Origin of the sequence: Kineosporia sp. NBRC 101677 (genome assembly GCF_030269265.1) — a bacterium.
Lineage (GTDB): Bacteria > Actinomycetota > Actinomycetes > Actinomycetales > Kineosporiaceae > Kineosporia > Kineosporia rhizophila.
Window position 1 is genome coordinate 156067 of the sequence record NZ_BSTA01000010.1, and the last position, 26481, is coordinate 182547.

The window sequence follows — 26481 nt, forward strand, 5'->3', positions numbered from 1 at the left end:
GACGTTGCCCTCTTCGGAGGGGCTCTCGGAAACCGTGGTGCTCACAGTCTCGGTGACACCTCCTCCGACCAGATCTTCCGCCGTACTTCGGCGGGCAGGTGACAGGCCACGCTGTGCCCGGGCTTGCCCGGGGCCGCCTTCAGTTCGGGCACCTCGGTGAGGGCCCGGCCGTCGGTCTGGTCGTCGTAGCGGCAGCGCGGGTTGAAGGCGCAGCCGGACGGCAGGTTGATCAGGCTGGGCGGGCTGCCCGGGACCGGCAGCAGACGCTCGGCCCGGACCCGGTCCATCCGCGGCATCGAGCTGAGCAGGCCCCAGGTGTAGGGGTGCTCGGGGGCCTTGAAGATGTCCTTCACCGGCGCGTGCTCGACCGCCTTGCCGCCGTACATGACCAGCACGTCGTCGGCCACCTCGGCGATCACGCCGAGGTCGTGGGTGATCATGATGACCGCGGAGTTGAACTCCTGCTGCAGGCTGCGGATCAGCTCGAGGATCCCGGCCTGCACGGTCACGTCCAGCGCGGTGGTCGGCTCGTCGGCGATCAGCAGCTCCGGGTCGCAGGCCAGCGCCATCGCGATCATCGCGCGCTGGCGCATACCGCCGGAGAACTGGTGCGGGTAGTCGTCCACCCGCGAGGTCGGCTCGGGGATGCCGACCCGGCCCAGCAGGTCGATCGCGTGCTGCCGGGCGGCCTTCTTGCTGACGTCGTTGTACAGCCGGTACGCCTCGATGATCTGGGCGCCGACTTTGTAGTACGGGTGCAGTGAGGACAGCGGGTCCTGGAAGATCATCGCCATCTTGCGGCCGCGCAGCCGGCGCACGAAGTCGGCGCTGGCCGAGACCAGCTCGTCGCCGTCCAGCCAGATCTCGCCGGAGACCCGGGCGTTCGTGGTGCGGTGCAGGCCCATGATGCCCATGCTGGACACGCTCTTGCCCGAGCCGGACTCACCGACGATGCCCAGGGTCCGGCCGCGTTCCAGCGAGAACGACAGCCCGTCGACCGACTTCACCAGACCGTCGTCGGTCGGGAAGTGGATCCGCAGGTCCTGGACGTCGAGGAACGGACGCCGGCGCTCGGGTTTCGGTGCCTCGGCGGGCATGTCGATCAGTTCCTGTTCCATGGTTCAGAGCCTCACCCTCGGGTCGACCACCGCGTAGAGGATGTCGACGACCAGGTTGGCGAGCACCACGAAGGTGGCCGCCAGCATGGTCACCCCGAGGACCTTGGGCAGGTCGTTGCTGGAGATCGCCTGCACCGTGTAGGTGCCCAGACCGGGCAGCGAGAAGGTCGACTCGGTGAGGATCGCGCCGCCGATCAGCAGGCCCAGGTCGAGGCCGAAGATGGTGAGCACCGGGGTCAGCGTGGAACGCAGGGCGTGCTTGAGCACCACCGTACGCTCGGCCAGGCCCTTGGCCCGGGCGGTGCGGATGTAGTCCTCGTTCATCGTCTCGAGCATGCCCGCCCGGGTCAGCCGGGCGTAGCCGGCCGCGTAGAGGAAGGCCAGCGTGCACCAGGGCAGGACCAGCGAGTAGGCCCAGTCGAACGGGTTCTCGGTGATCGGGGTGAAACTGCCGCCCGGGGGGAAGATGTCGAGCGTGTAGCTGAACACCGACAGGGCGAGCAGACCGGTGAAGAACACCGGCAGCGAGACCCCGGCCAGGGCCACCGCCATCGCCGCGCGGTCGAACACCGTGCCCCGGCGCAGCGCCGAGAGCACGCCCACGCCGACACCGAGCAGCACCCAGATCACCGCCGCGCCGGCGGCCAGCGACAGCGTCACCGGCAGCCGGTCGAGCAGGTCCGGCAGCACCGCGTTCTGGTCGATGAACGAGAACCCCAGGCAGGGGGCGGGACAGTCGAGCGGTGCGGGGCCGCCCAGGTCGTACTCCCGGCCCGCGAAGATCCCCTTCACGAAGGCCAGGTACTGCTCGTGCACCGGGTCGGTGAAACCCAGCTGCACGGCACGTTCGTGGACCTGCTCGGCACTGGCCGACTTGCCCACGTAGCGCGAGGCCAGGTCGTCGGCACTCGCCCCGGCCAGCCTCGGCACCAGGAAGAAGATCGCGAAGGTGATGAAGCTGACCAGGCCGAGGATGACGACGGCGGCGGCCAGACGCCGTGCGATGAACGCGGTCACTGCTCAGTCCTTTCCGGTCGCCGCCGTCGGTGCATCATTTTCTCGGTACTGCCTTTCAGTCCTGCGCCACGCCGAGCGCGGAGTAGTCGTAGCCGTCGTAACCGCTGCTGACGAACACGTTGGTCAGCGTCTCCGGCCGGTAGAGCAGAACCTTCGCCCAGACACCCGGGTACACCCAGGCGCCCTCCATGACCTTGGCGTCGATGTCGGCCCAGGTCTGCTGACGCTTGGTCTCGTCGGTCTCGTTGACCGCGGCGTCGATCATCTTGTCGATCTCCGGGTCCCGGACGCTCAGGTTCGAGGCGCCACCGGTCTCCCGGATCACCCGGCTGTCGACCAGCTGGGCGAGGAAGCCGTAGCCGTCCGGCCAGTCGGCCGCCCAGCCGTTGGCCAGCAGACCCAGCTTCTCCTTCTTGGCGAAGGACGGCTTGCCGGCGTAGAGCGCGAAGTAGTCGCTCTGCGGGTAGGGCTTCAGCGTCACCTTGATGCCGACCTTGGCCAGCGACTGCTGCATCGACTCGGCCGCGGCCTTCTCGGCCGGGCGCTCGGCGCGGTAGCTGTAGCTGGTCTCGAAGCCGTTCGGCTGACCGCAGGCGGCCAGCGCCTCCTTGGCCTTGGCCTCGTCACCGGTGGGCGCGCTGACCGGGTACGGGTCGATCTTCTGGGCACCCGGGATGGTCTGCGGCAGCAGCGCGGTGGCCACGTCACCGCCGCCGATCTCGCCACCGAACGCGGTCTGGTAACCGGTGCGGTCGGCCGCGTAGATCACGGCCTGGCGGCACTCGAGCTTGTCGAACGGCGCGACCTCGCTGTTGATCGAGGTGAACCAGGTGCGGTTCAGCGGCGCCGAGTCGGCCAGCTTCTTCTGCTCCGGGTCGGCCAGGACCTGGGCGCGGGCGGCGGAGCCGACACCGAGCTGGGTGACCGCGACGTCGATGTCACCGGACATCAGCCGCTGGTCGAGGTCCTCCTTGTTGACGTTGAGCGCGACCTCGATCTGGTCCGGCAGGGCCGGGCGGACCTCGTCGGTGCTCTCGTCCCACTGGTCGTTGCGGACCAGGGTGAAGCTCTTGCCGTCCTGGTAGTCCGAGAACTTGTACGGACCGGAGGAGACGATCTCCTCCTTGTACTTCGAGCCGGTGTCGGCATCCTTCGGCACCGGGGCGGTGGCCACCAGGCCGGCGAAGTAGTCGAACCCGCTGAACGGCTGGTTCAGCTTGAAGACGATGGTCTTGTCGTCGGGGGTCTCGATCGAGTCGAGGGTGTCACCCTTGTAGACCGAGAAGCCGTCCTTGACGCCCTCGAGGAAGTCGTTGAAGTACGTCGGCCCGTGCGGGAACGTCTCCTTGTCGAGCTGCCGCTCGACCGCGTACTTGATGTCCGCGGAGGTGATCGGCTTGCCGTCCTCGAACTTCACGCCGTCCTTCAGCGTGTACGTCCAGGTCTTGGCGTCGTCGGAGGACTCGCCCAGGCTGGTGGCCAGGTCCGGCACCAGCTCGGCGCCCTCGGCGCCCGGGGCCGACTTGAAGGTGACCAGCGTCCGGGAGTAGTACCGGGCGAAGTTCCAGGAGTAGCCGTAGTAGGTGTCGCCGGTGTCCAGCGAGTCCCACTCACCCTCGTTCGCGTAGCGCAGGGTGCCGCCCTTGGCGTCGGACGCGTTGACGACCGAGTCGACCGCCGCGTCGAACTCGGCGCCGGCCGAGCCGTTGCCGGAACCCTCGCTGGACGAACTGTCGTCCCCACCTCCGCAGGCAGCCAGACCCATGGTCAGGGCGGCAGCCGCGGCGACGGCGCAGATCGTGCGCCTTCTTCTCATCTGTGGACCACCTTCACTAGTCGTCGAGCTCTGGTCGCAGTCAGCGGGCGCGCGGGTCGAGGGCGTCCCGCAGACCGTCGCCGAGGATGTTGAAAGCCAGCACGGTCACGAAGATCGCGATGCCGGGGACGAGCATGAACACCGGGTCGACCCGGTAGTAGGTGGTGGCGTCGGAGAGCATGCCGCCCCACGTGGCGGTGGGGGCCCGCACGCCGACGCCGAGGTACGACAGCGCGGCCTCGAACAGGATGTTCGTCGGGATCAGGAGCGTGGCGTAGACCAGGATCGGCGCGGCCAGGTTGGGCAGCAGCTCGCGGAACAGGATGTACGGCGTGCGGGCGCCGAGACTGCGCGCCGCGTCGACGAATTCCCGTTCGCGCAGGGACAGCGTCTGCCCCCGGACGATCCGGCCGATGTAGGGCCAGTTGAAGAACCCGATGATGAAGATCAGCAGGGCGATCCGCAGCGCGTCGCCGCTGAGACCGAACGCGGCGTCCGGCACCACGCCGGCCAGGGCCAGCGCGAAGACCAGCAGCGGGAAGGCCAGGAACAGGTCCATCGTGCGGGAGATCAGGGTGTCCACCCAGCGGCCGTAGTAGCCGGCCACGACCCCCAGCACGGTGCCGATCAGGACCGACAGCACGGTCGCGAGAAACGCGATGAGCAGCGAGATCCGGGCACCGTAGACCACCCGGCTGAACAGGTCGCGGCCGTTCAGCGGCTCGACACCGAGCAGGAAGTCGCCGCTGATGCCGCCCCAGGGACCGATCGGGGTGGACAGGTTCGGGTCGATCTGGTCGGGGTGGAACTCGTTCGGGGGGTGGCCGAGCAGCTTCACCACCAGCGGCGCGAAGATCGCCAGCAGGATCAGGAAGAGCACGACGACGCCGCCGGCCAGGGCCCAGCGGTCGCGCTTGAGCCGCAGCCAGGCGATCTGGGTGAGCGAGCGCCCCTGGACGGCCACCCCGCCACCGGCGAGGACGGCCTCCGGCTGGGCTTCGGTGGCACCCCCGGGGACATCGAGTGGAGCGGTCATGCGGGTACGACTCACTTTCTGGACCAGCGGATCAGGGCGGATCAGGGGGCGGATCAGGTGGGATTACTGAGCAGGCAGAGACGCTTGGAGCAGAAGAACAGGTGGACCGTGACGCCGGCCCGGGATGAACGGTCCGTGGCGGTAGGCGGAAAACTTCCTGCTACCCGCGGATTTCGGTGCACGTTAGTCATTCGGACGGCGTCTGGCCAGTAAGGTTGCCCTTACTTCGGCCCATATGTCAGTCCTGTGGGCCTCCTGTCACCCGATTGTGATGAATCGGAAAAACGGACGACACCGGAGGGACCCGGGCCGTAACAATCGGAGGCGGGCACCGACGGGCGCACCTGGGCACAGCCGGGCGACCGGCGGACCTCGGCCGACACTGGACCAGCCTGGCTCATTCGTTGGGCGAAACCGCCTCGCCCGTCCGGGAAGGCGCCCGTCCCGACTCCCACCGCGCGGTCAGACCGGTTCGGCCAGATCCGCCACGATGCGGTCGATCTCGGCCAGCGCGTAGGCCGCGATCCGGCGCTGCCCGGCCTCGGCCTGCGGGTCGGTCTCCTCCAGATCCCCGATCACGATGATGTTCTCGTCGTTCAGGGTGGTGGCCGGGCCGGTGTAGTTGAAACTGCCGATCACCACCAGTCGTTCGTCGATCACCATCAGCTTGTGGTGGAGCTTGCGCACCCCGGTGCCGGGCCGGTTCTGGTGCAGTTCCACCCCGGCCGCCTTCAGCGGCTCGGTGGCCGCCCAGCGCTGCACCCCCTGGCCGCGGTCGAGGACGCCGCGCAGCCGGTCCAGGGCGGGCGCCAGGCGGATCATGGTGTCGTCGATGCCGGACGACTTGGCGAAGGTGAACATCGCCCAGTCGATGCTGGTGGCCGCCTTCAGCATCTGCTTCATGATCTCCATCTCGGGCCCCTGACGGGGCGCGAAAACCGGCTTGACCCGCACTTTTCCGAGCCGGAACTCGACCGGCCGGGGTTCCACCCGCTCGTGCCGGTCACCGAACGTGCCGGCCCGCATGCGCTCGAACTCGGCCAGGTAGGTCCGGGCCGCCGTGCGCCCGTAGAGGATCGCCACGTGGTTGAGGTTGTTGCCGGTGACCCCGGCCGACTCCTCCTGGCCGGGAACGTTGGTGCCGGTGTCGGTGCGGGTGAAGTTGGCCGACCCGGTGAGGACGGCGGCCGACGGCTCCCCCGGGTCCCGCACGATGAACTTCTGGTGGAAGATCGCCGGGTTCAGGTCGGTGACCACGTCCACCCCGGCCCGCAGCAGGGCCGCGTGGACGACCCGGTTGGTCTCGTGGTCACCGGTGAGCGACCACGGGTCCCCGGAGGGGCGGGACTCGAGGAGGTAGTCGCCCTCCAGGATCACCCGGACCTGCAGCCGGGCCGCCCGGGCGGCCAGGACCGCCTCGGCCACCGGCCGGGAGTCCAGTTCCTGCACGGCGACGGCCAGGCTGCGTTTGGCCCCGCCGACGAAGTCCCGCACCACGGAGTCCAGGTCGTCCGGCCCACCCAGCACCGACGGCCCCATGAACAGTTCGATCCCGCCGACCTTGATCCCCATCCGGCCCTCCCCCCGGCCGCGCGGCGGACCGCCACGCGGTACAGGGGCCATCACACACCCGTGGCCGGGCGCACGGCCGGACCCGGGCCGGTGCGATCGCCGAGCGGTTGGGCCGGACCGGGCCGGGTGAACCGGGCCTGAACAGCGCGGACACGAGGGCCCGGACGGCCGGAAGTCAGTGGAAAGCAGGTTTCCGCTTCGCTACCGTGTTCCGGAAATCCTTCTCCACTTTTACCCGGGGACCTTCATGTCATCCACGCAACCCGGCCGTGACGCGGCCGAACCCGACTACGGCAGCCCGGAAGGGAGCCCGGGACCCGGCACCCCGGCCACCGGCTCGAACGGCGGCCCCCAGGATCCGTCCGGGCCCGCGAAGCCGGCCACCGACCCGCAGGCCCTCGACCGCGGCCTGCTGCTGGTGGCGGCCTGCGTCGTGCTCGGCGCGATCATGTCGATCCTCGACGTGACCGTGGTCAACGTCGCCCTGCCGCAGCTGGTCAACGACTTCGAGTCGAACCTGGCCACGATCCAGTGGGTGGCCACCGGCTACACCCTGGCCCTGGCCACCGTGATCCCGCTGACCGGCTGGGGCGCGGAGCGGTTCGGCACCAAGCGCCTGTACATGACCTCGATCTTCCTGTTCGTGGTCGGCTCGGTGCTGTCCGGCCTGGCCTGGAACGACACCTCGCTGATCTTCTTCCGGATCCTGCAGGGCCTGGGCGGCGGCATGGTGATGCCGGCCGGGATGACGATCCTGACCCGCGCGGCCGGCCCGCAGCGGCTCGGCCGGGTGATGGCCGTGATGGGCGTGCCGATGCTGCTCGGCCCGATCCTCGGCCCGATCCTCGGCGGCTGGCTGGTCGAGGACTTCAGCTGGCGCTGGATCTTCTTCATCAACGCCCCGATCGGCGCCCTGGCGCTGGTGATGTGCTTCCGGATCCTGCCCAAGGACGTGCCGACCCCGGGCCACCGCCTGGACTGGCTGGGCCTGGCCCTGCTCTCCCCCGGTCTGGCCCTGCTCATCTACGGCCTGGCCGAGTCCTCCGAGGAGGGCGGTTTCGGGCACGCCATCGTGCTGGTCCCGATGCTGGCCGGCGCCCTGCTGCTGGCCGCGTTCGTGGCCCACGCCCTGCGCCGCGGCGACGACGCGCTGATCGACCTGCGGCTGTTCACCAACAAGGTGTTCGCCGCCTCCTCGGTGACCATGCTGCTGATGATCATCTCGGTGTTCGGCGGCATGCTCCTGCTGCCGCTGTACCTCCAGCAGGTGCGCCTGGAGGGCGCTTTCGACACCGGTCTGCTGCTCGCCCCGCAGGGTGTGGGCGCGATGATCGCGATGCCGATCGCCGGCACCCTGGTCGACCGCACCGGCGTCGGCCGGGTCGCCCCGGTCGGTCTGCTCTGCGTGGCGCTCTCGTTCGTCGGCCTCACCCGGATCACCGCCGACACGGGTTACTGGGAACTGTCCGGCTACCTGTTCCTGATGGGCGTCGGCATGGGCTTCTCGATGATGCCGCTGATGACCGGGGCCATGCAGACCCTGCGCCGCAACGCCGTGGCCAAGGCCAGCACCACCCTGAACATCATCCAGCAGACCGGTTCCTCGATCGGCACCGCGGTGATGGTGGTCATCCTGACCGCCGCGATCAGCGACCGGATCCCCGGTGCGGGCTCGATGGGCCCGGAGAGCGCCGGTGCTGCCACCGACGCGCAGGCCCCCGACCCGGCGGCCGTGCAGCAGATGCTGAACCTGATGGCCGAGGCGTTCGGGCACACCTTCTGGTGGGCCGCGGGCATGGTGGCGATCGCCTTCGTGGTGGCGCTGGTCCTGCTGCCCAAGCGCAAGCCGCAGCTCAGCGAGGAGGACTCGGCCGAGATGCAGGCCCACATGATGATGGGCTGAGAACCAGCTGGGCAGCAGTCAGGCAACAGTCAGGCAGGCAGCCGGAAGCTCGCGATCAGCGAGTTCAGCTCCTGCCGCAGCGAGGCGATCTGCTGGGCACTGCCGGTGCCCTGCTGCATCGAGCCGGCGGTGGTCGCGGCGGCCTGGGCGGCCGCCGCGATCGACCCGGCGATCTCGGTGGAGCCGTTGGCGGCCTCGTTCACCCCGGAGTTGATCGCCTGGGTGGTGGCGCTCTGCTCCTCCACCGCCGAGGCGATCGTGGCCTGGTACTCGTTGATCCGGTTGATCACCGCGGCCACCGACTGGATCGACTCCCCGGCCTGGATCGCGTCGGCCTGGATGGTCTCCACCCGCGCCGAGATGTCCTCGGTGGCCCGCGCGGTCTCCTGGGCCAGCTGCTTCACCTCGTCCGCGACCACCGCGAAGCCCTTACCCGCGTCCCCCGCCCGGGCCGCCTCGATGGTGGCGTTCAGGGCCAGCAGGTTGGTCTGCTCGGCGATCGAGGTGATCAGCTTGATCACGTCGCCGATCTCCCGGGACGACTCCCCCAGCTTGTTCATCGTGCTGGTGGTCGACTCCACCGCGCTCACCGCCGCGGTGGCCTCGCGGGCGGCGTCGCCCGCGCTGCGGGCGATCTCGCCGATCGAGGCGCCCATCTCCTCCGAGCCGGCCGCCACCGTCTGGATGTTCGCCGAGACCTCGTTGGCCGTGGCCGAGACCGAGCCCATCTGCGCCGACGAGCGGTCCGAGGTGGCCCCGACCTCGGTGAAGATGCCGCTCAGGGTGGTCGCCGAGTCGCCCAGCCGGTTGCTGGAGTCGACCAACTGCCGGAAGATCTGCGCCAGCTTGAGCCGCATGTTCTCCAGTGCCCCGGCCATCTGGGCCAGTTCGTCCTTGCCGTGCGCCGGCACCGGGTGGGTCAGGTCCCCGGCCGAGATCTGCTCGACCGCCGTCTTCAGGGCCTCGATGCCACCCGCGATCCGCCGGCCGTAGGCCAGCAGCAACCCGCCGATCAGCAGGGCGGTGACCACGCACAGGGTGAGCGTGGTGATGTTGCTGCTGCGGCCCGCGTCGTCGATGTCCGCGTCGAGCTTCTGCACCCGGGCGTAGGCGGTCTCCAGCGCGGCGGCGATGGCCTCGTTGGCCGCCGTGCTCTTGGCGGTGAAGTCCTCGCCCTGCTGCGCCGTCTCGGCCGCGTTCTTCGGCGGGGCCAGGCCGACCAGGAAGTCGCCCAGGTCGGTGTAGGCCGTGCCGACGGCGGCGATCTGCTGCTTCAGGTCGTCCGGGATGTCGAGGCCGGCGCTCGAGGCCACCAGTTCCTTCATCTTCGCGATGTCGGTGTCCAGGACCGAGCGGTACTGTTCGGAGGCCTGCGGCACGTAGGTGATGATCGTGTTGTCCAGCACGATCTTCGTCCCGGTGTTCTCCATGTCCTTGACGTTCACGTACGCGACGATCGTCTGCTCGTACTGGTCCCGGGAGTCGGTCTGGGAGCGGTGCGAGACTGTGACCGCCACCACGATCGCGGCCAGGGCCAGCACGGTGATGGCGACCAGGACCCGGAACACGATCCGGATCGGCCAGGCCGAGAGACGAGACATCAGGCAGCAACTCCGTTCAGCGCAGAGCGCGCCCGCGGGTACGCGGAGCGGGCCCCTCGGGTGGACGTAGTTGACATCGACGCGCGGCAGGCTTTCTGAAGGCGCCCGACGCGGCCGTACGCCTAGGGGCGGGCCGTGATCTCCACCAGATCGGGACGTTTCGGCAGAAGCGCGTCACCGCTGGAGACGCCCCGCAGCCGCCGCCCCACCCAGGGCAGCAGGAAGGTACGGGCCCAGCGCAGGTCGCCGGCCAGGTCGTTGACGCGCCCGGCGGCGACCTTGGCCGGGAGCGGTTCGCGCCACCAGCCGGTGTCGCCGGCCAGGAGGGCCGGGTCGTCCAGGCCGAGGCTCTCCATCACCGCCGCCGCGATCCGGGCGTGACCTTCCGGGGTCAGGTGCAGGCGGTCCTCGTGCCACAGCCGGCGGTCGCGCAGCACCTGCACGTCGCCGATGTCGGCGAGAACGCAGCCGTACCGGTCGGCCACCCGCCGGGCACAGGTGCTGAACGCGGCGAACGGCCCGTCCAGCCGGCTCCGGCGCGGGCTGCGGCTGGTGTCGCGGGGTGTGCCGCCGACCGTGAACAGCAGCACCTGGCTGCCGTTCTCACGCAACCGGGCCACCGTCTCCTCGTACTTGCCCAGCAGCCGCGGCACGTCCACGCCGGGGCGCAGGATGTCGTTGGCGCCGGCGTGGAAGGAGACCAGGGCGGGCTTGAGCGCCATGGCCACCGGCACCTGCTCGGCGATCACCTGGTCGAGCAGCCGTCCGCGGATGGCGAGGTTCGCGTAGCGCACCCGGCCGTTGGCGGTGGCCAGCCCCTCGGCCACCCGGTCGGCCCAGCCGCGGTGCCGCCCGTCCGGTCCCAGCTCGTCGTGCAGGCCCTCGGTGAACGAGTCGCCCAGGGCGACGAACGTGTCCAGGGTCGAAGCGTCGGCGTCCATGGCCATCAGTGACTCCTTGAGGACGATCGGTCGGGCTTTGGGCGAGCCGGTTCAGTAGGGGCTGTTGCGGGCGTGCGCCTGCAGACGTTCGGCGCGTTCGGCCGGGGTCTGGCGGGGGCAGCTCAGGCACTTGCCCATCGGGACGCGGTAGAGCAGACAGCACGAGACGCGGTGGACGTAGGTGCGCGATGCACCGGCCCGGCCGGGAACCCGGACGAAGCGGGGAGACGGCTTCAGCCGGAGGGAACCGGCCGCGATGTCGTGGGCGAGCCGCTCCGCGGCGTCGGCAGCCCCGGTGACCTGCGTCTCAGCCAGCAGACGGGTGGCCAGGGAATCCGACGTAATCGCCCACAACGACTGGGGAGTGACCCCACCGACGCGCCCGAGAGCGTCCACCATCGGGGCGACCGCGTGATCGAGGTGAGCCCCGAACGCCGACCCGCCGGGCTCGAGAGCCGGGCCCGGGACGACGCGTTCGAGACCGGCCCGCCGGGGCGACAGACGCACGTCCTGGGCCCGCACCGAGGTGGCCCGGCCGAGCAGCACGTACTCGTGCACCGAGGGGCCGAGCAGGACGGCGCTCGCCGAGTACCACCAGAGGGTGGCGTTGAGGCGGGGTTCGGTGCAGCCGTAGAAGGTGCCGGTGTCACGCACCTGGCCGGACAGCCAGTCCTCGTCGAGCAGCAGGCTGCCGGGCAGCAGGGCGACGGGTCCGGGCAGGCCGCCGGTGCTGGCAGCGCCCATGGCCCGAACTCCCATCGAAGGATCTGATGTTCCCTCCCGGGTGACGAAGGTCACGGCAAGAAGCCAACGACCGTAGCGGTGCAGGGACCCAAAGTTCCGGGCCCTGCACCGCGTACGTCACCCGTGGAGGTGAACAGTCAGAGGTCGTGCTGGTCGTGCTGGTGGTGCGGGTACTACGGGCGGATCAGCGCGAGTAGTACTCGACGACGAGCTGCTCGTTGCAGGTCACCGGAACCTCTTCGCGCGCCGGCTGGCGGACCAGACGGGCGTGCAGCTGCGGCAGCAGCACCTCGAGGTAGGGCGGCGTGGTGGCGAGCTGGTGCGCACCGGCGGCGGCGACCTGGAACGGCGTCTTGTTCCGGCTGCGCGGCGCGACCGCGATCACGTCTTCCGGCTTGACCTGGTACGACGGCTTGTCGACGAGGATGCCGTTGACGGTGATGTGGCGGTGCGTGACGGCCTGACGGGCCTGGTAGATGGTGCGGGCGAAGCCGCTGCGCAGCACCAGGGCGTCGAGCCGGGTCTCCAGCGAGGTGACCAGCGCCTCACCGGTCTTGGCGGCGCTGCGGTGGGCCTTCTCGAAGGCCCGGGCCAGCTGCGTCTCGCTGATGTTGTACTGGTAGCGCAGGCGCTGCTTCTCGAGCAGACGGACCTTGTAGTCCGAGGTGGACTTGCGGGCCCGGCCGTGGTCACCCGGCGGGTAGGGACGCTGCTCGAAGTACTTCACGCACTTCGGGGTGAGCGGGATGCCGAGGGCGCGAGACAACTTCGCCTTGGGACGGGGGTTATTCACTGACTGATCTCCACGGTAGGTTAGGTAAGGCTTACCTATGTTGCTGGAGGCGCAAGTGGACACTCGCACGCACACCCCCACCCGCCCGTCACAGGCGGAAAGAGCTCGAACTGTTCTGGCCGCGGCCGCCTCGGTGTCGGTCCGGTGGGACGGCGGTCGCGTCGACCTTCTCGGGTGTCATCACGACGACCCGTTGGGCGACGTGATCCTAACGCTTGAAACGAGCAGCACGTTAGCTCGGGCAGCGCAAGCAGCCCGAGGGACTTCCGAAGAAGATATTGCAGTCACCGTAGAGCTTACCGAACTCTGCGCGGTCAGTGTGCGCGACCGGGTCCGGTCGAGGGTCTGCCTGGGTGGCTGGATGTCGATCCCTCACCCGGTCCGGCCGGGGCGCGCCGCCTCCACCGGCTCGGTGGGCCTGCGGATCGACGTGGCCGAGGTCATGCTCGAGGGGGACGGCCGCCACGACTGGGTCACGGTGGAGGACTACCGGCGCGGCGAGCCGGACCCGCTGCACCTGGGCGCCGCCGAGCAGCTGCAGCACCTGGTCGCCCACCACCCGGACGCGATCGACACGCTGTCCCGGCTGTGCGAGCCGCAGGCCCTGCTCGGGGTGGTCCGGGTGCTGCCGGTGGCCCTGGACCGTTACGGGATCGTGCTGCGGGTGGAGAAGCTGCGCGAGCACTGCGACGTGCGCCTGCCGTTCCGCCGCCGGGTCGACACCGGCACCGAGGCGGCGGCCGAACTGCGTCACCTGCTGGCCGAGGGCAGCCGCCGGCGCCCGTGCGCCCGCTGAGAACACCGAGGGGTGGGGCGTCTGCAATGCTGGGCGCCCGCTCTTTCCGCGTTTCCTCCCCCTTACCTTTTTGCGAAGGATCGTCTTCATGACCGAGCGCTCCGCCCTCACCCCGGCCGACGCCGCCGCCCCCACCCTGCCCTTCTCCGTCGGGGTGCGGGTGGGCAACACCGTGCAGGTCTCCGGTCAGGCGCCGACCGACCCGCAGACCGGTGAGTTCGTCTTCGTCGGCGACGTGAAGGCGCAGACCGTGCGCGTGCTCCAGAACGTCGAGGCGGTGCTCACCGCGGGCGGCGCGACCTTCGACGACGTGATCATGCTGCGCGTGTACCTGACCACCCGCGACCACTTCTCGGCGATGAACGAGGCCTACGCCGAGTACCTGACCGGCCGCTGCGCCTCCGGCGTGCTGCCCTCGCGGACCACCGTGATGGTGGGCCTGCCGCACCCGGACATGCTGGTCGAGATCGACGCCCTGGCCGTGGTCGGCTGAACCTGGTGAACTGACCGCATGGCTGAGCTGCTGACCTCGCTGACCTCACAGACCTCGCCCGGCTCACCGGCGCAGGACCGGGCCGAGGCCCTGAGGGTCGGCGAGGTCGGCCTCGGCCGGGCGCAGTTGCTGGCCGCCGCCGGGGCGGTGGCCGATCGGGTGCACGGCGCCGGCGCGGTGGCGGTCGAGGCCACCGCGGACGCCCGTACCGTCACCGCGATCGTCGGGTGCCTGCTCGCCGGGGTCCCGGTGGTCCCGGTCCCGCCCGACAGCGGGGAGACCGAGCGGGCGCACATCCTGAACGACTCCGGTGCCGAGCTCACCCTTCGCGCCGAGGACGTCGACCTCACCGCCCAGGGCCGGGGCAGCCACCCCGAGCCGGCCGGGGAGAGCACGGCGCTGATCCTCTACACCAGCGGCACCACCGGTGCACCCAAGGGCGTGCCGGTCACCCGCTCGGCCATCGCCGCCGGTCTGGACGCACTGGCCGACGCCTGGTCCTGGACGCCGGAAGACCGTCTGGTGCACGGGCTTCCGATCTTCCACGTGCACGGCCTGGTGCTGGGCGTGCTCGGCCCGCTGCGGGTCGGCTCGCCGCTGGTGCACACGGTCCGGCCGAGACCGGCCGCCTACGCCGAGGCCGCACAGGCGGGCGGGTCGCTCTTCTTCGGCGTGCCCACGGTCTGGTCGCGGATCGCGGCCGACCCGCAGTCGGCCGACGCCCTGCGCGGGGCCCGTCTGCTGGTCTCCGGCAGCGCTCCCCTGCCGGTGCCGGTCTTCGAGCGCCTCACCCGGCTCACCGGGCACCAGCCGGTCGAGCGCTACGGGATGACCGAGACGCTGATCACCGTGAGCAGCCGGGCCGACGGCGAGCGCCGCCCGGGCCAGGTCGGGGTGCCGGTGCCGGGCACGCAGACCCGGCTGGCCGACGACGACGGCACGGTGCTGCCGCACGACGGCGAGGCGGTGGGCGAGCTGCAGATCCAGGGGCCCACCGTGTTCTCCGGTTACCTGCACCGGCCCGAGGCCAACGCGAAGGCGTTCACCGCCGACGGCTGGTTCCGCACCGGCGACGTGGCCACGATCGGCGCCGACGGCTGGCACCGGATCGTCGGCCGGGCCTCCACCGACCTGATCAAGAGCGGTGGCTACCGGATCGGCGCCGGTGAGATCGAGGACGTCCTGCTCGGCCTGGCCGGGGTGCGTGAGGTGGCCGTGATCGGTGTGCCGGACGAGGACCTGGGCGAGCGGGTCCGGGCCTTCGTGGTGGCCGACGGGCTCACCTCGGAACAGGTGATCGACCATGTGGCGCAGCGGCTTTCGGTGCACAAGCGGCCGCGTGAGGTGGTCTTCGTGAGCGAACTGCCGCGTAACGCCATGGGCAAGGTGGTCAAGCAGCGTCTGCGCTAGGGTCTGCGCATGTGAGAGACATCGCCATCTTCTCCGGCAGTGCCCACGTCGAGCTCGCCGAGGAGATCTGCCAGTACCTCTCGGTGCCGCTCCTGCCCTCCCGCACCTCCCGCTTCGCCAACGACTGCCTCGAGGTGCAGTTGCAGGCCAACTGCCGCGAGCGGGACGTCTACCTGATCCAGCCGCTGGTGCCGCCGGTCCAGGAGAACCTGGTCGAGCTGCTCCTGCTGCTGGACGCCGCGCGGGGCGCCTCGGCCGCCCGCACCACCGTGGTGATGCCGCACTACGCCTACGCGCGCTCGGACAAGAAGGACGCGCCGCGGATCTCGATCGGCGGCCGGCTGGTGGCCGACCTGCTGAACACCGCCGGGGCCGGGCGGGTGCTCACCATGACCCTGCACTCGCCCCAGGTGCACGGCTTCTTCAGCGTGCCGGTCGACCACCTGCACGCCCTGCGCGAACTGGCCGCCCACTTCCAGCCCTACGACCTGTCCAACACCGTGGTGGTCTCCCCCGACCTGGGCAACGCCAAGGCGGCCACCGCCTTCGCCCGCATCCTCGGGGTGCCGGTGGCGGCCGGGGCCAAGCAGCGCTTCTCCGACGACCAGGTGGTGATCACCGACATCATCGGCGACGTCACCGGCCGGGACGTGATCGTGCTGGACGACGAGATCGCCAAGGGCAGCACGGTGTTCGAGCTGCTGGAGCGGCTGCGCGAGCGCGGCGCCGGGCAGATCCGGGTGGCCTGCACGCACGGGCTGTTCTCCTCCAACGCCCTGGACCGGCTCCAGGCCCAGCCGGACGTGCTCGAGGTGATCTGCACCAACACCGTGCCGATCGGCAAGGAGAAGCGGGTGCCCAAGCTCGAGGTCCTCTCGATCGCCCCCGCGCTGGCCGAGGCGATCCGGCGGATCCACAACGGGGAGTCGGTGTCCTCGCTGTTCCACTGAGGTCAGCCCATATGGGTGAGCGTTCAACCTTCCCGCGCGCGGTTACAGACCGAAAGGTACAGTGCTGCGTATGGCGCAACCGCGGTGGCTGGACGAGGAAGAGCACCACACCTGGCGTTCCTATCTGGCCGCCACCCGGCTGCTGGCCGCCCAGCTCGACCGCGAGCTGCAGCACGACTCGGGCATCCCGCAGTCGTACTACGAGATCCTGGTGCGCCTGTCCGAGACCCCCGGCCGACGGCTGCGGATGAGCGACCTGGCCGACGCCAGCGACTCCTCCCGCAGCCGGCTCTCGCACGCGGTGGCCCGGCTGGTGGCCAACGGCTGGGTCGAACGGGAGAGCTGCCCGACCGACCGGCGGGGGGCCTTCGCGGTGCTCACCGACGCCGGGTTCGAGGCGCTGTCCAACGCCGCCCCGTCGCACGTGGCCAGCGTGCGCGCGCACCTGTTCGACCGGCTCACCCCCGAGCAGGTGGTGCAGCTCGGCCAGATCAACGACGCGATCCTGGCCGGCCTGCGGGAGGCCTCGGCCGAGATCGACCAGGAGTGCACCGCCCGCGAGCAGGAGCGCACTGCTCCTCCCCAGGTGGCCTGAGACCGACCCGACCCGACTTCGGCCGGCGCGCAGACTCGTCCTCAGTTGGCCCTTTTCGGTGCCGCCGCGCTCTGTGGTCCCGATCTGCTCCGGCTGGCCCCGATCGTCCCCGGCGGCAAACGACGGCGAGCCGGACAGTTTCACCATATTGACAGAGCGTTATCGAATGTTGACGTCCAGTAATGGACTGTGGTGCGCAAGCGCCCTAGCGTGTCGGCCGTGACGACTGTCCTTCCGGGGCGCCCCCAAGAGGATCCGCCGGCGTACTCGACCTCGTCGGAACTCGCCGTCATCGCGCCGCGCGAGCCCGAGATCGCCGAGCCGATCGCGCAGACCCTGGCGCGGCCCGCGACCATCCGCAGCATCCACCGGCCGGTGGTGGCCCTGGCCGACGGCACCTGTCTGGGCTACCAGGCCACGGTGCGGGTCGGGGACTGGGCCGCCCGCTCGGCCGCGCCCTACTTCGAGGCGGCCGCCCAGGCCGGGCTCTCCGGACAGCTCGGGGCCCTGGCCCTGCAGTCCGCGGTGCGCGAGCGGGTCGCCCTGCCCGCGGACAAGTTCCTGGCCGTCGAGATGGACGCGGACGCCCTGACCCACCGCGACGTGCTCGACGTGCTGGAGCGGGCCGGTGAGATCAGCGACCTGGTGCTGAGCCTGATCAGCCCGTACCTGGCCCCGCGGCACCCGGCGATCGAGGTGGTCTCCGAGCTGCGCGGGCGGGGCCTGCTGGTCGCGGCCGGGGCCGGCGGCGCCGGGCTGGACGACCTCACCGCGCTCGAGCACCTGGTGCCCGACCTGGTGCGGGTGCCCGCCGAGCTGGTGCGGGACGTGCACCTGCACGCGGTGCGGCGCCGGCTGGTGGAGAACGTGGTCGACCTGGCCGAGGAGCTCGGCGCGGCGGTGCTGGCCGAGGACGTGGAGAGCCTGGACGAGGCGAGCGTGCTGCGTGGCTGCGGTGTCCGGCTGGCCTCGGGCTGGCTCTTCGGACGGGCCCGGCCGGGTTTCGCGCCGCCCTCCCCGGAGGTCTGCGAGTGGCTGCGGGTCTGGAACACCCGGCCTGGGCTGATCCCGCGGCAGTTCGTTCCGTCGCCGCCGCTCTCGCCCGAAAGTCCCTCGGAAGGGGGCCGTTACATCGACCTGGACAGCTATCGCGTGCCCGAGCCGGTGACCACCGACGAGGACGGCCCGCGCCTGCTCTGAGCAGCTGCTGACCGCCTACCCCACGCGCAGGCTCCACATCGCCACGGCCGCCGCCGCGGCCACGTTGAGCGAGTCCACGCCGCCGGCCATGGGGATGGTGACGGCCCGGTCGGCGTGCTCGATCGTGACCGGGCTCAGGCCGTCGCCCTCGGTCCCCAGGACCAGGGCGACCTTCTCCGGGGCCTTGGCCACGTACTCGTCCAGGCTCACCGCGTTCGGGCCCAGGGCCAGGGCGGCCACGTCGAAACCGGCCTTCTGCAGGTCGTCCATGCCGCCGGGCCAGGGGTCGATCCGGGTCCACGGCACCTGGAACACCGTGCCCATCGAGACCCGCACCGAGCGCCGGTAGAGCGGGTCGGCGCAGCGCGGGGTGACCAGCACGGCGTCGGCCCCCAGGCCGGCCACCGAGCGGAAGATCGCGCCCACGTTGGTGTGGTCGGTGATGTTCTCCAGCACCACGATCCGCCGGGCGCCGGCCACCACCGACTCCACCGAGGGCAGGACCGGCCGGTGCATCGCCGCGATCGCGCCCCGGTGCACGTTGAACCCGGTGATCGCCTCGACCAGGTCGATCGGGCCGGTGAACACCGGGGCCCCGGCCGCCTGCACGTCGCGGACCAGGTCGTCGAGCGAGTCCCGCCACTTCTCGGCCAGCATCATCGAGCGCGGCCGGTGCCCGGCCCGCAGCGCCCGGCGGATCACCTTCTCGCTCTCGGCCATGTAGAGGCCGCCGGCCGGCTCGAGCCGGGTGCGCAGCACCACGTCGGTCAGGCCGACGTAGTCGCTGAGGCGTTCGTCGTGCGGGTCGTCCAGGTGGATCAGGGTCACCGGACGATTTTATTAGGGTGCCGAGGCGCCCCGGTGACGCTCCTGCTCCAGCACCGCCTCGAGGTCGTTCAGCCGGCCCATCCCGGCGTACGACCGGCTCATCCGGTGGTTGTTCGCGAACTCCTCCCGGTTGCGGTCGAGGAAGGCCCAGTAGCCGGCGGTGAACGGGCAGGCGTCCGGGCCCAGCCGCTTCTTCGGGTTGTACCGGCAGCCGCCGCAGTGGTCGCTCATCCGGTTGATGTAGGCACCCCCGGCCGCGTAGGGCTTGGTCATCATCGCCCCGCCGTCGGCGTGCAGGGCCATCCCGACCACGTTCGGCACCATCACCCAGTCGTAGCCGTCGACGAAGGCCCGGTGGAACCAGTCGGTGACCGCCACCGGGTCGTAACCCTGCTGCAGGGCCCAGTTCCCGAGGACCATCAGCCGGGGGATGTGGTGCGCCCAGCCGTCCTCGCGGACCGAGGCCAGCGCGCTGGACAGGCACTTGGCCCCGACCTCGCCGTCGGGGTCAAGCTCGGCGAACCACTTGGGCAGCTTCCGGCGAGCCTTCAGGTGGTTGCGTCGCCGGTAGTCGTCACCGAAGTGCCAGTAGACGTGCCAGACGTAGTCGCGCCAGCCGACCACCTGCCGGACGAAGCCCTCGGTGCTGGCCAGGCCGGCGTCGCCCTCGTGGTAGGCGCGCTCGGCCCGCTGGGCGACCTCGACCGGATGCAGCAGGCCGAGATTCAGCGGCACCGAGAGCAGGGAGTGCGCCATCCAGCGGTCGTCGGTCAGGATCGCGTCCTCGTAGGGGCCGAAGTCGTGCAGCCGGGTGGTGACGAACGACTCCAGGGCCTTCAGCGCCTCGTCGCGGGTGACGGCGAAGCGGCGGGGCCCGTCCTCGCCGAGGAACTGGATGCCCTCGTCCCGTTCCCAGCGGTCCAGGTCGGCCCGGACCTGCTCATCGATCTCGTCCTCCTCCGGCCACCAGGGGGCGTCGAGGCCCCTCGCCTGGGCGAGGGTGGGTGCCTTGGGCGGAGGTTCGCGGTTGTCCTGGTCGTAGTTCCAGCGGCCGCCGACCGGCTCGCCGTCGCCTTCCAGCAGAAGACGATGGTGCTTGCGGACGTCGCGGTAGAAGTCCTCCATCAGCAGCTTGCGGCCACCGCGGCGTTCGGCCCAGTCGGCGAACTGCGCCTCGTCGACGGCGTAGCCGCGGGAGGGAAGCATCTCGACGTCCAAGGACCCGATCAGGCGGCGGGCGGCGTAGGTGGTGGGGGCGCAGACGCTGAGCCCGGACGTGTCCGGGGGCAGGCCTTCCCGGTAGGTGCGGGTCTGCTGGAAGGTGGCCTGGTCGCCCAGTTCGGCGGCGCGGTGGCGCAGGGCCGAGAGGACGAGATGGGCCTTGCGGCGGTGGAATCGGCGGCGCCGGAACACCTGCTGCGACTCGATCAGCAGCACCGGCTGGTCCGGCGAGTCCAGGTAGTGCGGCCCGAGCTGGTCGGCGAACAGCCACCGCCGGGCCTCGGCCTGCTTGCTGCTGGATCGCTTCTGACCTGCGTTCTTGTCCCCGCCCACGGCGACCACCCTGCCGTTCGGCGGGCTCGGCGGCATCCCGAGGCGTTGCGGGTGAGTGGGACGGGGCCGAGGGTCAAGGCGGGGCGGGAGGAGCCCGACTGTTGTGGGGTGGAGGGGATCGAGCCGGGCGCCGGGCACCGCCGACCCGGCCTGCGCCTGGCCGGGTCGTGCGGGGGGATCGTCGGCCTTCTGGTTGCGGCCGTGGTGTTCGCGGCGCCGGCTGGGGGTCGTGAACCTGCGCGCGGGCAACCCGTTGCCATTGCTTTCACCACCGACACCTCGGCAGGCACCTCGGCAGGCGCCGAGGCCCGGGCGAAGCGCGCCCGGGCCCGGGTGGAGGCCCTGGTCGAGGAGTACACCGACGCAGAGCGGGCCGTCGCCCGCGGGCTTACCCGGTTGTCGAAGTCTTTCGAGGCGGCGGACGCAGCCGTTGTGGACGCCGACCAGGCCGCCGCCGCGCGGGCCGCGGCGGAGGTCCAGCGGGGGCAGGACATCCGCGCGATCTACGCCTCCGGCGGCTCGGCCGGGCTGACCGCGACGCTGCTGGCGGCCGACTCCCCCACCGAACTGCTGTGGTGGCAGAGCACCAACCAGCGGCTGCTCAGCGGGGTGATGACCTCGAACGAGCGGAGTCTGCGCAGTGCCGACGCCGACTCCCGGCTGGCCGAGCGGCGGGCGGCCGAGGCCGAGCGGGCGGCGGACGAGCACCTGGCCGCCCTGAACGAGCTGCAGGCCGAGGCCGACCGGGCGGAGAGTGCGCTGCAGGACGCCCGGCTCACGCTGCGGCGGCTGGACCGTCAGGCGAAGCAGGCCCGCGCGGCGGAGCAGGCGCGGGCGGAGCTGGCGCGGGCGCAGCGCACGGCCCGGGCCGACCGGCAGACCGCCACCGGAAAGGTCACTGCGCTGGGCATCCCCACCGAGTACGAGCTGGCCTACCGGGCGGCGGCGGGCGCCTGCCCAGGGCTGCGGTGGACCCTGCTGGCGGCCGTGGGTCAGGTGGAGAGCGGGCACGGGCGCAACGTGGGGCCCTCCTCGGCCGGGGCCAAGGGACCGATGCAGTTCATGCCGGCCACCTTCGCGGCCTACGGGGTGGACGGCGACGGTGACCGGGTGGTCGACATCTGGGACGCCGAGGACGCGATCTTCTCGGCCGCCCGCTACCTGTGCGCCACCGGCCTGCGCGACACCACACGCGACAGCGCGGCCCGGGACCGGGCCGCGCTGTACGCCTACAACCGTGCGGGGTGGTACGTGGACCTCGTGCTCTCGACCGAGCAGTCGATCATCTACGCGTTCTCGGGGGGCGTGCCGTAACCGCTCGGCCCCGGGCCGGGGGGCGTGGCCGAGCTGCCCAGGCCACCGGCCCCCGACACCTTCCGTGCGTCCGCGTCGGCCTCGGCCGAGGCCCCGGCAGCTTCCTGCCGGGCCCGCTCCAGCGCCTCGTTCGGGTCTTCCAGCTCGGTGCCGTCGAACGGGTTGTCGCTGATGCCGGTGTCGCGCTCGCGGTACCGGGCCGCCGACGGCGCCGCGATCGTCTCCGGGTCTCCCCCGAGCGCGCCGCTGATGCTGCCCAGCGCCTGGGTGAGCTCGGTCGGCACGATCCACATCTTGCTGGCCGTGCCGTTGGCGATCTGCGGCAGCATCTGCAGGTACTGGTAGGCCAGCAGCTTGGGGTCGGCGTCGCCGCGGTGGATCGCGTCGAACACCTGCAGGATGGCCTTGGACTCACCCTGGGCCTTCAGCACCGCGGCCTGGGCCTGGCCCTCGGCCCGCAGGATGGCCGACTGCTTGTCCCCCTCGGCGGTGAGGATCTGTGACTGCTTGACGCCCTCCGCGTTCAGGATGGCCGCGCGCCGGTCCCGCTCGGCCCGCATCTGCTTCTCCATCGAGTCCTGCACCGAGGCGGGCGGGTCGATGGCCTTGAGCTCGACCCGGTTCACCCGGATGCCCCAGCGGCCGGTCGCGTCGTCCAGCACCCCGCGCAGCTGCCCGTTGATCTGGTCGCGGCTGGTCAGCGTCTGCTCCAGGTCGAGCGAGCCGATCACGTTGCGCAGCGTGGTGACGGTGAGCTGCTCGATGCCCTGGATGTAGTTGTAGATCTCGTAGACCGCGGCCTTGGGGTCGGTCGGCTGGAAGTAGATCACCGAGTCGATGCTCACCACCAGGTTGTCCGATGTGATCACCGGCTGCGGCGGGAACGAGACCACCTGCTCGCGCATGTCGACCACGGCGCGCGGCCGGTCGACGAACGGGACCAGGAAGTGCAGGCCCGGTTCCAGCGTGCGCGAGTACCGGCCCAGCCGTTCGACCAGCACGGTGGTGGCCTGCGGGACGATCCGGATCGCCTTCGCGATGGTGGTGCCGACCATCAGCACCACCAGGGCGAGGACGACGAGGAGCACGATATCGCCTGGTTCCATGACTACTGCCTTCCTTCGGGGCTCTCGGGACGCTCGGGACGCTCGGACTGCGGGGAGGGCTCGTCGGCCAGCTCGGGGATCTCGGCGAGCTCGGGGATCTGCGGGATCTCCTGGTTCGAGGCCACCACCGCGGTGGCCCCGTCGATGCGCACCACGTGCACCGGGCTGTCCACCTCGAGGGTGAGGCCACCGGGCAGGATCCGCGCGGTCCAGGTCTCACCGGCCAGCTTGACCAGCCCGGTGTGCTCGGTGACCGGCTCGAGCACCAGCGCCGGGGCGCCGACCAACGCGGCGGTACCGGTGACGGTGTCCTGCCCACGCGTCATCCACGCCTTCAGCGGCGGGCGGACCACGCCGATCAGCACGCCCGAGGCGAGCGCGAACGCCAGCACCTGTAGCGGCAGCCCACCGCCGAGGGCGTCGGCCCCGGCCGCGGCCAGCGCGCCACCGGCCAGCATCAGGAAGAAGAAGTCGAGCGTGGTGATCTCGACCAGGCCGAGCACCACGGCCGCACCGATCCAGATCAGCCAGGCCTTGTCGCCCCAGTCGTCCACCCGCACTCCTCCGCTTGGTCCCGGCGGAGGGTGACCCCTCCGCTACTCCTGACGCAGTACCGCCGTCCAGCGTTGCGCCACCTGCTGCACATTCAGAGGAACGTCGAAGGTCTTGGTCAGGTTCTCGTCGTTCAGCGTCTCTTCGATCGGCCCGGCGGTGACCACCTGGCCGCCGCGCAGCATCAGCACGTGGGTGAACCCGGGCGGGATCTCCTCGACGTGGTGGGTGACCAGGACCAGCACCGGCGAGCGGCGGTCGCCGGCCAGCTCGGCCAGGTCGCGCACCAGGGTCTCGCGGCTGCCCAGGTCCAGGCCCGCGGCCGGCTCGTCGAGCAGCACCAGTTCCGGGTCGGTCATCAGCGAGCGGGCCAGCTGGACGCGCTTGCGCTCGCCCTCGCTCAGCGTGCCGAAGGTTCGCTCGAGGAGGTGCTCCACCCCGAAGGCGGCGAGCAGGTCACCGGCCCGGCCGTGGTCGAGCTTGTCGTACTCCTCGCGCCAGCGGCCGGCGATCGCATAGGCCGCGGTGAGGACGACGTCGCGCACCACCTCCTCGGCCGGGATGCGTTCGGCCAGAGCGGCACTCGCCAGGCCGATCCGCGGGCGCAGCTCGAAGACGTCGGTCCCGCCCAGGGTCTCGCCCAGGATCACGGCGCTGCCCTTGGTCGGGTGCATGCGGGCCGCGGCGACCTGCAGCAGCGTGGTCTTGCCGGCGCCGTTGGGGCCCAGCACCACCCACCGCTCCCCCTCGCTGACCTGCCAGCTCACGTCGTCCAGGAGTGCGTTGCCGCCACGCATGATCGTGACGCCGTCCAGATCCAGCACGTCGGCCATGCGAGGACCCTATGACACCGGCGATCACCCGCGCCCCCGGGTGGGCCGGTTCCGCGCAGATCCGCCGCAGATCACAGTTCTCAGGACCGGCCGGTGGGCGCCCGACAGGCTTTAGGCTGACGTGATGCTGTTGCTGCCCAGGTCTGCCCGTCTCGCCGCCTGGGGCACCGCCGTGCTCGCCGACGGTCTGGATCCGGCTCTGGCGGTGGCCGCGGTGACCCGGGACGACGAACCGCACGAGGTGACCGCCGACTTCGAGGTCTCGGCCACGCTCGGCCTGGCCCCCAAGGGCGGTCTGCTCGAACTGCTCACCAGCCTCCAGCGGCACGGCACCCCCAGCCTCACCGTGGCGCTGCCCGCTCCCGGCGACATGCTCGGCCTGCCCGGCCCGCCCAGTTTCAACGAGGCCGCGGTGGAGGCCGGCGAGTGCGTGCTGACCGGTGACGGGCCGGACGGCCCGGGCGGCCCGGCGATCGGGATCGTGGCCGAGATCACCGAGTTCGGCTCGGTCTACGAGCCCGGCGCGATGGTGTCGTGGCAGGCGCACTCGGTCGGCCGCCGCCGGGTCACCGACCTGGGCAGCGTCGGTGAGGCCGACCGCGAACTGCGCACCGCGCTGGCCGAGGCGATCGAGGAACTGGGCCGGCTCGACGTGGCCCGCTGGCGCGAGGACGCCGCGGTGCGGGTGGCGGCGATCCGCGACGGCGGGCTGGAGCGCGGGATCATCCCGCCGACCACCCCGCAGCGCTGCGTGCAGGTGCTTGCGAGGGCCGCCCGGGTGCGCGCGATCGTGGAGCTGGCCAGCGAGGACGACGGGGCTGCGGTCACCCAGCACGAGGCCGAGCGCCGCGCCCAGGCCCTGCGCCGGCTCGACGGGGTCTCCCGCCGCGCGATGGCCGCCGCGGTGAACGGGATGCTCGAGAAAGAGGACTGACGACGTCCGTCCTGGCGAACGCCGTCCGGCCCGGTCGGGCGGGCGGGGAGTTCGGTTCAGAGCAAGGACAGAGCAGGTCAGAGCGAGGACGCCGGCCGGTGCGGCCCACCACCAGGAGCGGGACCGCAGCGGACCGACGTCTTCAATTCTCTCTCAGAGCACCGAGCGGTAGACCTCGAGCGTGCTGTCGGCGATGGCCGACCAGGAGAAGTGCTCCTCGGCGCGCTGCCGGCCGGCCCGCCCCCACGCGCGGGCCCGTTCGCGGTCGGCGCACACCTCGGTGAGTGCGGCGGCCAGGTCGGCCACGAACCGGTCCGGATCCAGCGGGGTTCCGGTGCCGTCGCTGACCTGCTCGATCGGCACCAGCAGACCGGTGACCCCGTCCTGCACCACCTCGGGGATGCCCCCGGTGGCGGTGCCGACCACGGCCGCCTCGCAGGCCATCGCCTCGAGGTTGACGATGCCGAGCGGCTCGTAGACCGACGGGCAGACGAACGCGGTGGCCGTGGACAGCACCGTGCAGAGCTCGTCGCGGGGCAGCATGCGCTGCAGCCAGACCACCCCGTCGCGGGTCTTCTGCAGATCCTCGACCAGGGCGCTCACCTCGACCATGATCTCCGGCGTGTCGGGCGCCCCGGCGCACAGCACCAGCTGGATCTCCGGCGGCAGCTGGGCGGCCGCCCGCAGCAGGTAGGGCAGCCCCTTCTGCCGGGTGATCCGGCCCACGAACACGATGCTCGGGCGCTCGGGGTCGATCCCCAGCGCGCGCACCGTGGCCTCGTTCTCGATCCGCTTCCAGCCGGAGAGGTCGATGCCGTTGTGCACGACCTTCACCTTCTCCGGGTCGACCGAGGGGTAGGAGCGCAGGATGTCGGCCCGCATGCCGGCGCTGACCGCGATCACCGCCGAGGCGGCCTCGTAGGCCGTCTTCTCGGCCCAGGAACTCAGCGCGTAGCCCCCGCCCAGCTGCTCGGCCTTCCACGGCCGCAGCGGCTCCAGGCTGTGCGCGGTGAGCACGTGCGGCACCCCGTGCAGCAGTCCGGCCAGGTGCCCGGCGAGGTTGGCGTACCAGGTGTGCGAGTGCACCAGGTCGGCCCCGGCGCAGTCACCGGCGATGGCCAGGTCGACCCCGAAGGTGCGCAGGGCGGCGTTGGCGCCGGACAGCGTGGCCGGCTCGGGGTAGGCGGTCACCGACCGCTCGTCGCGCGGTTCGCCGAAGGTGCGGACCTCGACGTCGATCCTGCTGCGGAGAACCTCGACGAGATTCTCCACGTGAACACCCGCCCCTCCGTAGACATCCGGCGGGTATTCACGAGTGAGAACGTCGACGCGCATGGGCACCACCGTAGTGCGGACGAGGACCTACGGCCTATGG

At 71.1% G+C, this 26481-nt stretch carries 24 protein-coding genes; 9 read left to right on the top strand and 15 right to left on the bottom strand.

Annotated elements, in window-relative coordinates; genetic code table 11:
• Positions 1 to 41: 41 nt before the first annotated feature.
• From QSK18_RS26635 to QSK18_RS26655, 5 genes are all read right to left on the bottom strand, one after another.
• Positions 42 to 1118 carry an ABC transporter ATP-binding protein gene (locus QSK18_RS26635; RefSeq protein WP_232815299.1) on the bottom strand — a complete coding sequence of 359 codons (1077 nt, stop codon included), beginning with the start codon at positions 1116 to 1118 and terminating at the stop codon, positions 42 to 44.
• 3 nt (positions 1119 to 1121) lie between these two features.
• Positions 1122 to 2135 (bottom strand): ABC transporter permease, encoded by a 1014-nt coding sequence (locus tag QSK18_RS26640; RefSeq protein ID WP_232815298.1) that lies wholly within the window; start codon positions 2133 to 2135, stop codon positions 1122 to 1124.
• 55 nt (positions 2136 to 2190) lie between these two features.
• Positions 2191 to 3951 carry an ABC transporter substrate-binding protein gene (locus tag QSK18_RS26645; protein WP_232815297.1) on the bottom strand — a complete coding sequence of 587 codons (1761 nt, stop codon included), beginning with the start codon at positions 3949 to 3951 and terminating at the stop codon, positions 2191 to 2193.
• 40 nt (positions 3952 to 3991) lie between these two features.
• Positions 3992 to 4987 carry an ABC transporter permease gene (locus QSK18_RS26650; RefSeq protein WP_232815296.1) on the bottom strand — a complete coding sequence of 332 codons (996 nt, stop codon included), beginning with the start codon at positions 4985 to 4987 and terminating at the stop codon, positions 3992 to 3994.
• A gap of 462 nt (positions 4988 to 5449) precedes the next feature.
• Complete coding sequence (locus tag QSK18_RS26655; protein WP_232815295.1) at positions 5450 to 6559, bottom strand: phospholipase D-like domain-containing protein; 1110 nt, start codon at positions 6557 to 6559, stop codon at positions 5450 to 5452.
• A 247-nt stretch (positions 6560 to 6806) separates the two neighbouring features.
• On the opposite strand from QSK18_RS26655, the gene QSK18_RS26660 reads away from it, so the two are divergent.
• The gene (locus QSK18_RS26660) at positions 6807 to 8462 is read left to right on the top strand and encodes a DHA2 family efflux MFS transporter permease subunit (RefSeq protein ID WP_232815294.1); all 1656 of its coding nucleotides are present in this window, start codon (positions 6807 to 6809) and stop codon (positions 8460 to 8462) included.
• A gap of 29 nt (positions 8463 to 8491) precedes the next feature.
• On the opposite strand, the gene QSK18_RS26665 is transcribed toward QSK18_RS26660, so the two are convergent.
• The 4 genes from QSK18_RS26665 to rpsD all read right to left on the bottom strand — a co-directional run bounded on the left by QSK18_RS26665 (position 8492) and on the right by rpsD (position 12541).
• Positions 8492 to 10063: a methyl-accepting chemotaxis protein gene (locus QSK18_RS26665; RefSeq protein WP_285624610.1), complete on the bottom strand. Its 1572-nt coding sequence runs from the start codon at positions 10061 to 10063 to the stop codon at positions 8492 to 8494.
• 122 nt (positions 10064 to 10185) lie between these two features.
• Positions 10186 to 11010 carry an SGNH/GDSL hydrolase family protein gene (locus tag QSK18_RS26670; protein ID WP_285624613.1) on the bottom strand — a complete coding sequence of 275 codons (825 nt, stop codon included), beginning with the start codon at positions 11008 to 11010 and terminating at the stop codon, positions 10186 to 10188.
• A gap of 45 nt (positions 11011 to 11055) precedes the next feature.
• A complete protein-coding gene (locus QSK18_RS26675) occupies positions 11056 to 11748 on the bottom strand; it encodes a (2Fe-2S)-binding protein (RefSeq protein WP_232814000.1) in 693 nt (230 codons plus the stop codon).
• A gap of 184 nt (positions 11749 to 11932) precedes the next feature.
• Positions 11933 to 12541: a 30S ribosomal protein S4 gene (rpsD, locus tag QSK18_RS26680; protein ID WP_232814001.1), complete on the bottom strand. Its 609-nt coding sequence runs from the start codon at positions 12539 to 12541 to the stop codon at positions 11933 to 11935.
• Between the two features lie 361 nt (positions 12542 to 12902).
• Between rpsD and QSK18_RS26685 the strand changes: the two genes are divergently transcribed.
• The 6 genes from QSK18_RS26685 to QSK18_RS26710 all read left to right on the top strand — a co-directional run bounded on the left by QSK18_RS26685 (position 12903) and on the right by QSK18_RS26710 (position 17985).
• Positions 12903 to 13337, top strand: a complete 435-nt coding sequence (locus QSK18_RS26685; RefSeq protein ID WP_232814002.1) for a DUF2470 domain-containing protein — start codon at positions 12903 to 12905, stop codon at positions 13335 to 13337.
• An 88-nt stretch (positions 13338 to 13425) separates the two neighbouring features.
• On the top strand, positions 13426 to 13830 hold the full coding sequence (locus QSK18_RS26690) for a RidA family protein (protein ID WP_232814003.1): 405 nt from the start codon (positions 13426 to 13428) through the stop codon (positions 13828 to 13830).
• An 18-nt stretch (positions 13831 to 13848) separates the two neighbouring features.
• Positions 13849 to 15240, top strand: coding sequence for an acyl-CoA synthetase (locus QSK18_RS26695; protein WP_232814004.1), 1392 nt, complete (start codon positions 13849 to 13851; stop codon positions 15238 to 15240).
• A gap of 11 nt (positions 15241 to 15251) precedes the next feature.
• Positions 15252 to 16190 (top strand): ribose-phosphate diphosphokinase, encoded by a 939-nt coding sequence (locus tag QSK18_RS26700; RefSeq protein ID WP_232814005.1) that lies wholly within the window; start codon positions 15252 to 15254, stop codon positions 16188 to 16190.
• Positions 16191 to 16260: 70 nt separating this feature from the next.
• On the top strand, positions 16261 to 16785 hold the full coding sequence (locus QSK18_RS26705) for a MarR family winged helix-turn-helix transcriptional regulator (protein ID WP_232814006.1): 525 nt from the start codon (positions 16261 to 16263) through the stop codon (positions 16783 to 16785).
• Positions 16786 to 17004: 219 nt separating this feature from the next.
• Positions 17005 to 17985, top strand: a complete 981-nt coding sequence (locus tag QSK18_RS26710; protein WP_232814007.1) for an EAL domain-containing protein — start codon at positions 17005 to 17007, stop codon at positions 17983 to 17985.
• Positions 17986 to 18000: 15 nt separating this feature from the next.
• Here the strand turns inward: QSK18_RS26710 and QSK18_RS26715 are convergent, their stop codons facing one another.
• Both QSK18_RS26715 and QSK18_RS26720 read right to left on the bottom strand, forming a co-directional pair.
• On the bottom strand, positions 18001 to 18813 hold the full coding sequence (locus tag QSK18_RS26715; protein WP_232814008.1) for a TrmH family RNA methyltransferase: 813 nt from the start codon (positions 18811 to 18813) through the stop codon (positions 18001 to 18003).
• Between the two features lie 12 nt (positions 18814 to 18825).
• Positions 18826 to 20403: a cryptochrome/photolyase family protein gene (locus QSK18_RS26720; RefSeq protein ID WP_269810970.1), complete on the bottom strand. Its 1578-nt coding sequence runs from the start codon at positions 20401 to 20403 to the stop codon at positions 18826 to 18828.
• A 72-nt stretch (positions 20404 to 20475) separates the two neighbouring features.
• Here QSK18_RS26720 and QSK18_RS26725 point away from each other — a divergent pair, with 72 nt between their 5' ends.
• Positions 20476 to 21681 (top strand): lytic transglycosylase domain-containing protein, encoded by a 1206-nt coding sequence (locus QSK18_RS26725; protein ID WP_285624630.1) that lies wholly within the window; start codon positions 20476 to 20478, stop codon positions 21679 to 21681.
• On the opposite strand, the gene QSK18_RS26730 is transcribed toward QSK18_RS26725, so the two are convergent.
• From QSK18_RS26730 to QSK18_RS26740, 3 genes are read right to left on the bottom strand one after another with little or no spacing between them, the layout of a single operon-like run.
• Positions 21654 to 22787: an SPFH domain-containing protein gene (locus QSK18_RS26730; protein ID WP_232814011.1), complete on the bottom strand. Its 1134-nt coding sequence runs from the start codon at positions 22785 to 22787 to the stop codon at positions 21654 to 21656. The two genes, QSK18_RS26725 and QSK18_RS26730, sit on opposite strands and share 28 nt — an antisense overlap.
• Positions 22788 to 22789: 2 nt before the next feature.
• The gene (locus tag QSK18_RS26735; protein WP_232814012.1) at positions 22790 to 23341 is read right to left on the bottom strand and encodes an NfeD family protein; all 552 of its coding nucleotides are present in this window, start codon (positions 23339 to 23341) and stop codon (positions 22790 to 22792) included.
• Positions 23342 to 23383: 42 nt separating this feature from the next.
• Positions 23384 to 24172, bottom strand: a complete 789-nt coding sequence (locus QSK18_RS26740; protein ID WP_285624635.1) for an ABC transporter ATP-binding protein — start codon at positions 24170 to 24172, stop codon at positions 23384 to 23386.
• A 124-nt stretch (positions 24173 to 24296) separates the two neighbouring features.
• On the opposite strand from QSK18_RS26740, the gene QSK18_RS26745 reads away from it, so the two are divergent.
• Complete coding sequence (locus QSK18_RS26745; RefSeq protein ID WP_285624638.1) at positions 24297 to 25106, top strand: Rv1486c family protein; 810 nt, start codon at positions 24297 to 24299, stop codon at positions 25104 to 25106.
• Between the two features lie 153 nt (positions 25107 to 25259).
• Here the strand turns inward: QSK18_RS26745 and glgA are convergent, their stop codons facing one another.
• Entirely contained in the window at positions 25260 to 26441 is a 1182-nt protein-coding gene (glgA, locus tag QSK18_RS26750; RefSeq protein WP_285624641.1) for a glycogen synthase, read from the bottom strand.
• Between the last annotated feature and the right edge of the window lie 40 nt (positions 26442 to 26481).

Coding starts and splice junctions, on each gene's coding strand:
- QSK18_RS26635 (WP_232815299.1), bottom strand. CDS start 1,118: ATGGAACAGGAACTGATCGACATGCCCGCCGAGGCACCGAAACCCGAG.
- QSK18_RS26645 (WP_232815297.1), bottom strand. CDS start 3,951: ATGAGAAGAAGGCGCACGATCTGCGCCGTCGCCGCGGCTGCCGCCCTG.
- QSK18_RS26650 (WP_232815296.1), bottom strand. CDS start 4,987: ATGACCGCTCCACTCGATGTCCCCGGGGGTGCCACCGAAGCCCAGCCG.
- QSK18_RS26655 (WP_232815295.1), bottom strand. CDS start 6,559: ATGGGGATCAAGGTCGGCGGGATCGAACTGTTCATGGGGCCGTCGGTG.
- QSK18_RS26660 (WP_232815294.1), top strand. CDS start 6,807: ATGTCATCCACGCAACCCGGCCGTGACGCGGCCGAACCCGACTACGGC.
- QSK18_RS26665 (WP_285624610.1), bottom strand. CDS start 10,063: ATGTCTCGTCTCTCGGCCTGGCCGATCCGGATCGTGTTCCGGGTCCTG.
- QSK18_RS26670 (WP_285624613.1), bottom strand. CDS start 11,010: ATGGCCATGGACGCCGACGCTTCGACCCTGGACACGTTCGTCGCCCTG.
- QSK18_RS26675 (WP_232814000.1), bottom strand. CDS start 11,748: ATGGGCGCTGCCAGCACCGGCGGCCTGCCCGGACCCGTCGCCCTGCTG.
- QSK18_RS26685 (WP_232814002.1), top strand. CDS start 12,903: ATGTCGATCCCTCACCCGGTCCGGCCGGGGCGCGCCGCCTCCACCGGC.
- QSK18_RS26690 (WP_232814003.1), top strand. CDS start 13,426: ATGACCGAGCGCTCCGCCCTCACCCCGGCCGACGCCGCCGCCCCCACC.
- QSK18_RS26695 (WP_232814004.1), top strand. CDS start 13,849: ATGGCTGAGCTGCTGACCTCGCTGACCTCACAGACCTCGCCCGGCTCA.
- QSK18_RS26705 (WP_232814006.1), top strand. CDS start 16,261: ATGGCGCAACCGCGGTGGCTGGACGAGGAAGAGCACCACACCTGGCGT.
- QSK18_RS26720 (WP_269810970.1), bottom strand. CDS start 20,403: ATGCCGCCGAGCCCGCCGAACGGCAGGGTGGTCGCCGTGGGCGGGGAC.
- QSK18_RS26730 (WP_232814011.1), bottom strand. CDS start 22,787: ATGGAACCAGGCGATATCGTGCTCCTCGTCGTCCTCGCCCTGGTGGTG.
- QSK18_RS26740 (WP_285624635.1), bottom strand. CDS start 24,172: ATGGCCGACGTGCTGGATCTGGACGGCGTCACGATCATGCGTGGCGGC.
- QSK18_RS26745 (WP_285624638.1), top strand. CDS start 24,297: ATGCTGTTGCTGCCCAGGTCTGCCCGTCTCGCCGCCTGGGGCACCGCC.
- glgA (WP_285624641.1), bottom strand. CDS start 26,441: ATGCGCGTCGACGTTCTCACTCGTGAATACCCGCCGGATGTCTACGGA.